Raw genomic sequence first — 10,770 nt, 5'->3', positions numbered from 1 at the left:
ACTTTCCCTCGTCCCTCAAATTGCAAGTGCTGATCGAGCAGGTACACGTGTTTGCCGGTTTGACGATCCATGTACAACCTCCGCTTGAAGCGAATGCTGCCAAACACGGTGTTGACGCTGGTTTCCCGTTCCGCCTTGACGCGAAAACGCTGGCGATCCCTTTGCTCAAGGATGATCTGATCCAACATCTCCAACGCTGTCTTCATCGCGCTGGCGAACGCTTCCTGCATCTCCCGGAACATCCACTGCTCAAGCTCTTTCATTGTGGGAATGATTGTGGTAAAGTGCTGCACAGGAGCTTCCTCCTCTTGGTGTGTGTTTTGTACCAAATTCACTTTACCAAGGGAGAAGCTCTTTTTTCTATGTTCGCTTTTTCCAGACTTTACCCCCACGCAAATTTTACTCTAACATTCCGTGTACCAGGGATCCTCGATATGCCGGGTGTAAAGGGATCGGAAATGGCCGATCAGCGATCGGGCCAGATCCTCCCGGTTGATGAACATCGCCCGGTACGAGGGGAGCATGAACATGCGCCAGAACATGTTGCGCTCGCGGCTGTCCGCCGGTCCGAAGGAGCCGAAGACGGCCTCGGCCAGCCGGTTCCAGGCCGTCACGTTCATTCTCCTGTCGGAAACATAGGCCGGACACAGCGACAATTGATCCAGCAAATATTGCAGCGAATCCGATACGGGCGGCGGACCGTGATAACTGTCACCGGCGGTGCGGGACCGGCCGGCCAGGGTATAAAGGTGTTTGCGCTCGTCTTCGCTCAGCCGCAACACACGGGCCAGGCTGTCCAGCACCTGATCGGAGACATTGATCGCCCTGCCTTGTTCGAGGGAAGTGTACCAGGGAAGCGAAATGCCGGCGAGCGCGGCGACTTCTTCCCGCCGCAATCCTTTCGTTCTCCGCCGGTTCATATCGGCATGCGGCAAGCCGACGCTTTGGGGCGTCATCCGCAGCCGGCGGGACCGCAAAAATCGGCCGAGCTCCCTTCGTCGTTGTTCCCCGTTCATGACGGCGGCCTCCCCTCAAACTGATATTGGCAACAGCAGTATCGCCGGTCATGGGACTGGCACAAGCAGAAGCGGTGATGGCAGTACAATTGCGGTTCTTCTTGCCCCGGCAAGCCCGCCGTAAAATGAAGCCAAATCCTGTTGTGCTTCATTTTACCACGTTTGGGGTCATTCGGGTAAATGAAGCATCCAGCAACGCCAAACCGGAGGTGGCCGATTTGGAGCGGCATTTGTTTTCCCCTTTTCGCGTGAAAGGACTGGAGCTCAAAAACCGCGTCGTCATGGCGCCCATGGTGCAAAACTCCGTCACCGCCAAGGACGGCAAGCCGAACGAATGGCATTACGTCCATTATCTCAGCCGGGCGATCGGCGGGGTTGGCCTGATCATCATGGAAATGACGGATGTGGAACCGGACGGACGCATTACGGATGCCGACCTGGGGCTTTGGTCGGACGAGCACATTCCGGCTTTCGCCAGGATCATCGACGGGGTTCACGCCCACGGCGCCAAAATCGGGATCCAGATCGCCCATGCCGGCCGCAAGGCGGAAGATGCGGCAAGGCCGGTCGCCCCGTCTGCGATTGCGTATCCGGGTCCCGGCTTTCGGGTGCCCCATGCCCTGACGGCCGACGAGATCGAACGGATCGTGCGGCTTTTCGCCGACGCGGCGCGGCGCGCCGTCGAGGCGGGGGCGGACATGATCGAGCTTCACGGGGCCCACGGGTACTTGATTCATCAGTTCCACTCCACGCTGACCAACCAACGGGACGATGCATACGGGAAAGACCTGGCGCTCTTCGGCGTTCGGGTCATACAGGCCGTGAAAAAAGAACTGCCGCAGGACATGCCGCTGTTTTTCCGGATCTCGGCGGTCGAATACGCGGACGGCGGCTATGACCTCGACCACGCCATCCGTCTCTGCGAAGTGTATCGGGACGCGGGCGTGGATGTCTTCCATATTACTTCGGGCGGGGAGGGGCCGGCCGGGCGAAGGAAGCCGGGCAACTACCCCGGCTTTCAGGTGCCGTTTGCCCGCAAAATCAAAGAGGCCCTTGACGTCCCCGTCGTCGCGGTGGGAATGTTGGAAGATCCAATCCTTGCCGACGCCGTCATCCGCAACGGGGACGCCGACCTCGTGGCGATCGCCCGCGGCCTGCTGAGGGATCCGCACTGGGCATTAAACGCGGCGGTCGCTTTAAAACAGCAGCCAAGCGTTCCGAAGCAATACGTGCGGGTGTATCCGTGAAGAAAAGACGCCGGGAAAGGTCCCGGCGTCTCGTACTGTCGATAAACCCTTGTCAGCTCAGCGGGACTCCGCATATTTCTTGAAATTGTCCATGATCGCCTGCCAGCCCGCCCGTTGAAACTCGACGGGGTGCGTGCTTTCCGCGTCGAACGTTTCAACGACCTCCGTTTCATTCCCCCGCGCAATGAACGAGATATGGACTTTTCGTCCGTCGCCCAGGGTATACGCGATTTCCTCATGGATTTTCACGACGTCGTAAATGCCGCCAAAATCGAACCCCATGCTGCCGTCTTTCGCTTCCATCCTGGTCACAAACCTGCCGCCGACCCGCAAGTCATTTTCCGCCCATGGCGCGTGCCATTCATCCGTGGCGTGGTTCCATTTCGTGATGTGTTCCGGTTTCGACCAATACTCCCACACTTTTTCCACCGGAGCCTGAATGACGGCCTGGACGGTGACTTTCACGGAATTGCCTGTTTCCAAAGGAAGGCACCTCTTTCATCCATGTTATTTTTGTTCCTCATCATGTAAGACGAAATCCAATGGAGAAAATTCATCGGTCATCGGTTATGATGTGAGGGCAGGAAGCGCGGGAGATCTTTGATTGGCCCTCACGATCTTTTCGAAAATTTTGCAGTTCGTTTACAAATCAAAAACGGGGGATCTCCTGGACCAACGGAGCCAAAGAAGCTTTCCAGATTGGTTTTTGGGCTTGCCTGACGGTGGTGTCCTTTCAAATCATGATGATGCTGAATGCAGAGCAGGGAAAAACATGGCGAAAAAAACCGGAGCTGGATGACCCCGATGCCATCCTGCCCCGGAAAAGGTCCGACGCCAATCGCCTTCGGATCGCTCAACCTTGCAAACTGCGCTGCTGTGTCCTCTCGGCGGAAAGATCATAGGCTCTGGCCATCTGGTCAAAGATCAGGGCCGCTTCCGCCCGGGTGACATAAGGACCGCCGGTTTCGATCCGTTCCCCGATGAACGAGAACAGGTACTCGACGTATCCGCTGAGGAACGCCTTGTAGATTTCATCCGCCGTCACATGGCCGTTCGGATTGAACCGTCCTTCTTTCAGATACTCGTACCGGTACATCGCTCCGGCATAGCTGGCAAACCAGTCGTCCGCCTCCACATCTTCGAAGACTTCCGCGGCCAAATCGGCATCACCCTCTTCCACCATCACAAAAAACCGCGTATACATGGCCGCCGCTTCCGCCCGCGTCAGCAGTCGGTCGGGACGGAAGGTGCCGTTCCCCGTTCCTTCGATGACGCGTTGCGCGGCCAGCCGGTGAACCGCCTGCCGGTAGGGGGCGTCATCGGGAACGTCGGAGAATGTTTTTTCGCTCTTGATGATGAAATAGTAGCCGCTTCCAAAGATCATGGCCGTCAGCATCCGGCGGCCGTCCCGGATGGACGATGCCATGCCCAATGGTTCGAATTGGCCGCTTTCCGGATAATACATCATGCCGGAAGAGAATTCCCAGTCGATGACCGGTTCCGCGGGCAGCCAATGCGTGTAGTAACCGACCAAGCTCTCCTCGTCCAACAATTCTTCGTTTGCCCATAACCCCATTTCGATGGCAATCGGGTCGGTCAGCGGGACCATCCCTTGCTCTTTGGCCGCCTGCAGAATGTGTTCCGCTTCATTCGCGTCCGGTTTTGCGATGCTCAGTTCAAACCAGATTTCCCCGACCGCAAGCTCCTGTTCTTCCGCCAGCCGCCGCAATACCTGGCCATTCGGGATCTTCGCAAATTCGCCCAGGGGTGTTTCGAATACGAGGAGATTTCGGGGATTGTCGTCGGAGATGGCCAATATGTGCTCCCCGTTCATCCGCACGACGATCTGGTCCGCGTCCTCGTCGGCCTGAACCGTTAACCGGATCGTTTTTTCCTCGCCGGGGACGCCCCGCGCCAGCGCCTGTTCCACCTGTTCAGCGGTGATTACCGCCGGTTTGGATTCAGCCGCGTCGGCATTTGCCGCGTCCTCGGCAAAAACCGGCGCCTGAACGACGGCAAACACCATCATCATTACAACGAGCGAATGCAGAAGTTTCCTTTTTCCCATGCGTTTCATGGCTTCAACGTTTTCCTTTCTCCGATGAAAAATATATGTCAAGGCACAGAATAACATCCGATGACAAAGCGGTGCTAAAAGAATTCTAAAGTTTTCTTTATGTAAGAAAATAAAATGGGACCGGCACGTCTTTCGGGGAATAACAAATGGGAAAAAATGGCTTTGGCGCACTTTATGTTTTCGCAGTTGACAGAACAGAGTGATTTACTGTAAAAAACACTCTTTTCTGTAGTGGCAAAATCCTGTATGATAACAAATGTAAGCGCTTCATATCCAAAAACCCTTATCTGATGGAGGCTGTGATTGGCATGGAAAATCGTCCTCAGTGGGGAACCCGAATGGGTTTTATCCTGGCCGCTGCCGGTTCGGCCATCGGTTTGGGGAATATCTGGCGCTTCCCGGCTGTCGCTTATGAAAACGGCGGCGGAGCATTTTTCCTCCCCTACCTGTTTGCGCTTCTGACGGCAGGGATTCCGCTTCTCATTCTGGAATTTGCAATCGGTCACAAATACAGGGCGTCGGCTCCCGGATCTTTCGCCAAGATCAACAGGAAGTTCCAGGGAATCGGCTGGTGGCAACTGGTCATTTGCTTTGTCATCGCGGTCTATTACGCGGCGGTCATCGCCTGGGCGCTGTCCTACGCGGTATTCTCGATCAATCTGCGCTGGGGAGACGACACCGAGGGATTCCTGTTCGGCCAGTATCTGAAACTGGCTGATACGCCGGGGCAATTCGGCGGCATCGTGCCGGGCGTGTTCATTCCGCTGATCGTCGTCTGGCTGGTGACGTTGTTCGTCCTGTACAGCGGCGTCCGGAAAGGGATAGAAGTGGCGAACAAAATCATGCTGCCCGCCCTCTTCGTGTTGTTCGCGATTCTGGTCATTCGCGCTTTGACCCTGGAAGGCGCGGCGGAAGGCCTGAACGCTTTCTTCAAGCCGAACTGGGATACGATCCTGAACGGCAAAGTCTGGGTGGCCGCATACGGCCAGATCTTCTTCAGCCTGTCCATCGGTTTTGCCATCATGGTGACCTATTCCAGCTATCTGTCGAAAAAATCGGACATCACGAACAGCGCGTTCATCACCGGCTTTGCCAATTCCGGGTTTGAGCTGCTCGCCGGCATCGGCGTGTTCGGCATCCTGGGCTTCATGGCGGCGCAGCAAGGCGTCGGAGTCGATGAAGTCGTCAGCGGCGGCGTCGGTCTTGCCTTTGTGGTGTTCCCGCAGATCATCAACACCCTGCCGGCGCTCAACGGGTTCTTCGGGTTCCTGTTCTTCGCGTCGCTCGTGCTCGCTGGCTTGACGTCGCTGATCTCGATCGTGGAAACGTATATCGCCGGTCTCCAGGAGAAGTTCAACATTTCCCGCGCGAAAGCCGTCCTGTACGGCGGCGGTCTCACGACGATCGTCTCGATCGTCTTCTCCTCCAAAGGCGGGCTGTTCTTCCTGGACGTCGTGGACTACTTCATCAACAACTTCGGCGTCGCGCTGGCCGGCCTGGTGGAAGTGATCGCCGTCGCCTGGATCGCGAGACAGCTCGGCAAGCTTCAGGAGCACGCAAACTCCGTTTCGGACATCAGGCTCGGACTGTGGTGGAAAGTTTGCCTGGCCGTCATTACGCCGATCGTGCTCGGCTACATGATGGTGGACAACATCATCACGAACATCAGGGAAAATTACGGCGGATACGAAACCTGGTTCGTGAGCGCATATGGATGGGCGGTCGCCGCACTTGCCATCCTTCTGGGCATCGTCTTCTCGTTGTTCAGAAACAATGCGCCGGAAATTGCCGCGAGTGATTCCAAGGAGGTGTCCCGGTAATGGAAGGCAGCGCGATTGCGATGATGATCATCGGCATCGTGATCATCTGGGGCGGATTGGCCGCCAGCATTGTCAACGCCGTGATCAAGGCGAGACAGAACGGGTCGAAATCCGATTCCTGAACCGTTTGAAGGATGCCTGGCAGACTGAACAAGGACACCCCGGCGGGTGTCCTTTTCATGTTTGTTTTGACTTTCGTTTCCCCCTTCGTGTCCGCGTCCGTTGCCATGCGCTGGCTTGCGTGGAGATGAGCGCGCTTGGCGGACCGCTTCCCGAACCGGAGTTTTCCCTGCCGGCCCTGTATGTTATTTTCGTCTTGTATCCCAAATAGGCGAAGGGAGCGGAAGAGAACACGATGGCGGGAAATATTACCCGAAAAATCCGCAAGGCATATGGCATTGATCTTGCCGGCTTTACCAGCACAAAGACAGCCATTGTTGAGGCAGTCAAAGATGACAATGGCCGTGTCACTTTGAAAATTATAAAGAACCATCCGTTGAACTCGGAAGATTTGATAAAGAGCAAGGAATATTTTTTGAAGTTGTTGGAAGATCCTGCAGTAAAGGTATACATAGATGCCCCCATGGATCTTCAAGGGTTGCCTTTCGATCATTTAAATTCGTTTCGTTTTCCCTGGCAACTTACCTATAGACCGGTTGACAAAGCCTACAATGGATTGCCTCCTTTCGCGGACAAAATTGGAGCCGTCGTTTCCCGCTTCATGTATTGTTTGCACGACAAGGACACGGATAAAAGCGACCCCCGGCATGCTTTCGAGAAGTATGAGAACTTGTTCGAAACTTATCCTGCGGGCTCTTTGAAACAATTGGCCGATACTTTGAGACAGCCGGGCATTGATAAGAATTACAAAAATTACAAAAAAGGAAAGGTTGATCTGGATTCAGACGGTTGGAAGCCGGCAGGTCAATCAACAAAAGATGAATCCTTGTGCAATATCGCCAAAGCATTGTTTGCACAAGCTGTTGCCAAAGAAAAGTTGACCATCAACGATGATGAATTCGATGCCATGATTTGTGCCGTAACAGGATTGTTGGATCGCGGAAGCAAATTGACCGAGGACGGTCTTCAAAAAGCAATTTACGACAAGCTGGAAAAGAAGTATAAAGAATTAAGCTTCGAGGATTGTTCGCCTCCCAAACGTTACGAACTCATAAATAGTTTGGAAGAATTAAGAAGATGGGAAATTACGATTATGGAGAGCGCCTCGGCTTCATAAACAGCAGACCACCCCATATTCCGGCACTTGTTCCACCGGAACCCGAATCACGGAGAATTTCACCGGTCAAAAAAACGGGTGATCTCCTGGTCATACCAGCCGGCCGCCGATGCGGTCAGCAGAATTCAATCCGGGACAAAGCGGGAGGAAGGACCATGCAAACATTCGTTGTACTTGGCGGCATTCTGATGGCCATTGGAGTGGCGATGGGGGCTTTTGGCGCGCATGCGCTGAAGGACCGGCTAGGGGCAAAAGGCTTGACCACGTTCCGGACGGGCGTGCAATATCATCTCATCCATGCCTTGGGCATGGTTGCGGTCGGCATCCTGGCCGGCCAATATCCGGATGACGGAAGGATTCCGGCGGCCGGCTGGCTGCTCCTGGCGGGAATCATTTTGTTCTCCGGGAGTTTGTACGTGCTGAGTGTCAAAAAAATCCGCTGGCTCGGCCCGGTCACGCCGCTGGGCGGACTGTCCTTCATCCTCGGCTGGGTGCTTCTCGCGGCGAGTTTGATGTAGGAAAAGTGGCGGGCCGGCTGAAAAACGCCTTTGTCACGGACGTTTTGTTCCTTCGATATCACTTAGAAGCATCGCAACTTCTCGAAGATCTTTACAGATAAATGTCGGATCCGGGCCATCCGGCTTTTTCTTGTTTGCGCGATTCAACCAAATGTTTTTGATCCCGCAGTTGTTGGCTCCCACGATGTCGCTGGAATACGAGTCGCCAATATGGATGACTTGGTCGGCCGCCAGGTTGTTTTCATCGAGGCAACGTTGAAACATCTCTTTTCTCGGCTTGTAGGACTTCACATCTTCGCTCGTGTAAATGCCATTCACCCGGATGCCGTGGTGGGTCACCGCCGCGATCAAATCGGCCGTGTCAATATTTGATAGGATAAACACCTTATATCCCTCAAGACTGTTCAGAAAACCGATTGTATCATCGAACAGATCCGGTTTCATCCAATATTCAAATTGTTTTTGGACAAGCCGATCGGCTGAACAATCCGCATGAAAATGTTCGATGGTCTTTTCCAATGAAAGTCTGGCGATCTCTCTCTGCAGCCGGAAAGATTCATGATAGCTGCCGCGGACAAGCTCGCTGAATTCCCTCCACCAGAACCTTCCGACTTCTTGGCTGTCACATTTGACCCATGCCCGTTCACTGACCTCATTGCAAATCATGGAAACGACGCGGTCGTCTTCATGAACCAGAGTTCCGTAAAAGTCCAAAAAGATGGCGTTCACATGCACATGAATCAGCTCCTCCGAACCATGGGTCATCCTTTTTTCGCCACCACGCATACACCCGGAAAAAGTCCGGGATCACTGTCCACCCGGGATATCGGTTATCGCGGATCGGGCAGGACGAGGATCAGATCGGCTCCGGCATTGTCCACTATGCGGAATTCCTCGTCGGTGGCCGCTTTCATTATCTTTCAAGCAGCAAAACCGAAGACAGTTGGTCGGGATGAAGCAGCCTGAGCAACTGATAGCCGATGCCGGCAAGTCCCTGGAAGAAGCCGGGCGATTCGATTTCCGCATGCGAAGCGAAACGGAACGATCCCCGATGACGGTAACCGGCGATGATGGCTTCCGCGCGTTCGCGCACCACCCCGGGAAGATCGGCAAACGAAGGAAAATCGCGGGAGCCGGGAAATTGAACGGAAACGGCCAGCAGAAAATCGAGCCGACCCATGTTGCCGCAGCATACCGAATCCGGAGCTGCCGGCCACCGCGCATTGCGGACGATGGAAACCGCCGCTTCCAGATCGTTTCTGTATGTCCGATACGGCTCATCTTCCCATGCGTTCCGGGGGACGCAGCGCAACGCCTCCAGGCGGGCCAGTCCGATGCCCGCGGCGCCGTGGCACCACGCGTCGGTCAATCCCTGTCCGCCTTTGTCCGGATAGCGCAAGTCCGGCCATCCGCCTTTGTCCGGCTGGAACAGGCCGCGTTCGTAAGCCAGCGCCTCATGGGCCGCTTCCGCCAGAGCGGGATCGCCCGTTCGCTCGTGAAGGCGGAGCAGCGCGGCCGCGATGCCGGAAGCGCCATGCGAGAAACCGCAGAGGGGCCTGGCGAATGAATCGGTTTTCCAGACGCGCCGGCCGTCCTCAGCGGCGGCGCGATGCCGCAGCAAATGGGCGGCGCAGGCGGCCGCCCGGCGCAGGGCGTCTTCGGATCGTGCGGCGTCATGAAGAGCGACAAGGGCGAAAATCGCTCCCGCCGCGCCGTGGATCACGTCGAAACGGCGGTCTTTTTCGATGGTTTCATCCGTGATGAGCGCGGCCATTTCGAGCGCGTCGTCGAGCAGTTCAGGCGCGCCGATCAGACGGTGGATGACGGTGAAAGCATAGATGGCCGAAGTAAATCCGGCGACACCGCCGATGCCCGTCTGTTTCAGCACGTTTCGGCCGTTTCGCCGCACGTCCTGCCTGATCATCCGCAGCGTGGACAAGGCGTCCATCCGGTACCGGGGATCGCCGCTCACTTTGGCCAGAGCCGCAAAGAACAACGCAATCCCGCCGAGCCCGCTGTAAAGGTCATAGCCGACCGGCATGTATTGATAACGGTCGTGAACCAGGCGCGAGGCAATCCAGGTGCGGGTCCCGTCGGCCGCTTCGATCATCTCCGCCCTGAGCCGTTCCGCAATTTCCCTGGCAATATTGAGTCCATCGGCGATGCAGGCGGTTTCTCCGGTTGGCCGCCGGTGCGCGTCCGTTTCCCCGACCGGTTCCGGCGCCCCGACGGCCGTATGCGCGGCGCCCGCCAGTCTGGCCTGCATCGATCCGCGAATCAGCGACAGTTGAAACCGGCAGTCTTCCATGCCAAGTCCGCGAATTTTCCCCAGCATCCGTTCAAACGGGGCGCTTTCGCACAAGGCTTCGCTCCACTTGCCGGCCTCCGTCTTCACCTCTTTACGGTCCGTCGGCATCGTGAAACAGGGGATATCCATGCCCTGCAAATCGCGCAGTTCCTTCCGTACGAGCGGCCACAGCTTTTTGCGTCCTTCATGTTCCAGAACCGGAAGGCAAAGCCGCTCGAAATGAAGGGCAAAGTCCGCTCCGTCGCGCAAAAATTTCGGGTTCAGCCCCTGTGTCAGCAGATGGGCGTACAGGCTGGTCGCGCGAAACACCAGCCGGACCGGCACGCCCTGAAAACCGGCCAGCGGCCCCGCCGGATCAGCCAAACGGTCGCGATGCCTAAGCAAGATTTCGTACATGCGCTGAAATCCCTGGCAAAAATCGGGCAAAAAGGCGTCGATGGTGATTTTGTGGCCGTCCAGCGCGGGAGCGTTGCGGTCTGGCTTTACGACAATCTCCTGTTCCTTGAGGGACATGGCGTCCGAGTTGATCGCGCTGAACCTCCGGGAC

Annotated in this window: 9 protein-coding genes and 2 pseudogenes; 5 read left to right on the top strand and 6 right to left on the bottom strand. The window is 56.1% G+C overall.

The features are described 5' to 3' along the window. Positions 1-293 (bottom strand): annotated as a pseudogene (locus BAA01_09890) (transposase). A 111-nt stretch (positions 294-404) separates the two neighbouring features. Next, on the bottom strand, positions 405-1,016 hold the full coding sequence (locus BAA01_09885; protein OUM86326.1) for a hypothetical protein: 612 nt from the start codon (positions 1,014-1,016) through the stop codon (positions 405-407). 281 nt (positions 1,017-1,297) lie between these two features. Here BAA01_09885 and BAA01_09880 point away from each other — a divergent pair, with 281 nt between their 5' ends. Beyond that, positions 1,298-2,263, top strand: a complete 966-nt coding sequence (locus BAA01_09880) for an NADPH dehydrogenase (protein ID OUM86327.1) — start codon at positions 1,298-1,300, stop codon at positions 2,261-2,263. A gap of 57 nt (positions 2,264-2,320) precedes the next feature. Here the strand turns inward: BAA01_09880 and BAA01_09875 are convergent, their stop codons facing one another. Next, positions 2,321-2,746, bottom strand: a complete 426-nt coding sequence (locus tag BAA01_09875; GenBank protein ID OUM86325.1) for a polyketide cyclase — start codon at positions 2,744-2,746, stop codon at positions 2,321-2,323. Positions 2,747-2,867: 121 nt separating this feature from the next. On the opposite strand from BAA01_09875, the gene BAA01_09870 reads away from it, so the two are divergent. Next, entirely contained in the window at positions 2,868-3,062 is a 195-nt protein-coding gene (locus BAA01_09870) for a hypothetical protein (protein ID OUM86324.1), read from the top strand. A 54-nt stretch (positions 3,063-3,116) separates the two neighbouring features. Here the strand turns inward: BAA01_09870 and BAA01_09865 are convergent, their stop codons facing one another. Next, entirely contained in the window at positions 3,117-4,340 is a 1,224-nt protein-coding gene (locus tag BAA01_09865) for a hypothetical protein (protein OUM86323.1), read from the bottom strand. Positions 4,341-4,648: 308 nt separating this feature from the next. Between BAA01_09865 and BAA01_09860 the strand changes: the two genes are divergently transcribed. The 3 genes from BAA01_09860 to BAA01_09850 all read left to right on the top strand — a co-directional run bounded on the left by BAA01_09860 (position 4,649) and on the right by BAA01_09850 (position 7,915). Continuing rightward, positions 4,649-6,160 carry a transporter gene (locus BAA01_09860; GenBank protein ID OUM86322.1) on the top strand — a complete coding sequence of 504 codons (1,512 nt, stop codon included), beginning with the start codon at positions 4,649-4,651 and terminating at the stop codon, positions 6,158-6,160. A gap of 355 nt (positions 6,161-6,515) precedes the next feature. Continuing rightward, the gene (locus tag BAA01_09855) at positions 6,516-7,397 is read left to right on the top strand and encodes a hypothetical protein (GenBank protein ID OUM86321.1); all 882 of its coding nucleotides are present in this window, start codon (positions 6,516-6,518) and stop codon (positions 7,395-7,397) included. A 155-nt stretch (positions 7,398-7,552) separates the two neighbouring features. After that, positions 7,553-7,915 (top strand): hypothetical protein, encoded by a 363-nt coding sequence (locus BAA01_09850; protein ID OUM86320.1) that lies wholly within the window; start codon positions 7,553-7,555, stop codon positions 7,913-7,915. 33 nt (positions 7,916-7,948) lie between these two features. On the opposite strand, the gene BAA01_09845 is transcribed toward BAA01_09850, so the two are convergent. Then, positions 7,949-8,680 (bottom strand): hypothetical protein, encoded by a 732-nt coding sequence (locus tag BAA01_09845; protein OUM86319.1) that lies wholly within the window; start codon positions 8,678-8,680, stop codon positions 7,949-7,951. Positions 8,681-8,828: 148 nt separating this feature from the next. Continuing rightward, positions 8,829-10,770: pseudogene (locus BAA01_09840) on the bottom strand (hypothetical protein).

The sequence above is a fragment of the Bacillus thermozeamaize genome (assembly GCA_002159075.1).
In the GTDB taxonomy this organism is placed as follows: domain Bacteria; phylum Bacillota; class Bacilli; order ZCTH02-B2; family ZCTH02-B2; genus Bacillus_BB; species Bacillus_BB thermozeamaize.
This window is presented reverse-complemented; position numbering and strand designations above follow the sequence as displayed.